At 66.0% G+C, this 517-nt stretch carries 1 protein-coding gene; it reads left to right on the plus strand.

What is annotated here, in order from left to right:
* On the plus strand, window positions 1-517 hold a 517-nt coding region (locus IMZ11_RS43690; RefSeq protein WP_228649599.1), incomplete at both ends, for a DUF222 domain-containing protein.

The following is a 517-nucleotide window of genomic DNA, read 5'->3' on the forward strand; positions in this document are numbered from 1 at the left end:
CTCGAAGCACACGTGCAGGCCCGCAAAGCCGTCGTGATGGCCGAAGTCGGCCTGTATGAGATTTCCGTCTCCGGCATGGAGAAAATGCCCGAGCCGGACAAGAATTCACCCGACGAAGTGCGGGCGGCGTTGCGACTCACCCGCCGCGCCGCTGAACGGGAATACGGTCTCGCCTATGACTTGAAGGTGCGGCTCCCGGCTGTGCGTGACGCCCTGTCGGCCGGTCTGCTCGATAAGGCGCGAGCGGTGGTGTTCTGCGACTGGCTGGAAGACGTCCCCCTCGAACTCGCCCGAGCGGTCGCGGCTCATCTGCTGCCCAAGGCGGGGAAGTGGACGACGAGTGAGCTGCGGGAGAAGATCAAGAAATTGTTGATCGCGGCCGATCCGACCTGGGCGCGCCGTAAGTATGAGCGGGCTGTTCATCAGCGGCGGGTGATCGGGGTGCGGCATGCCGACGGCTCGGCGAGCATCACCGGCCAGCAGTTGCCGGTGGATCAGGCGGCGGCCGCGATCGCCC

Origin of the sequence: Microtetraspora sp. AC03309, assembly GCF_020826795.1 — a bacterium.
GTDB lineage: Bacteria > Actinomycetota > Actinomycetes > Streptosporangiales > Streptosporangiaceae > Microtetraspora > Microtetraspora glauca.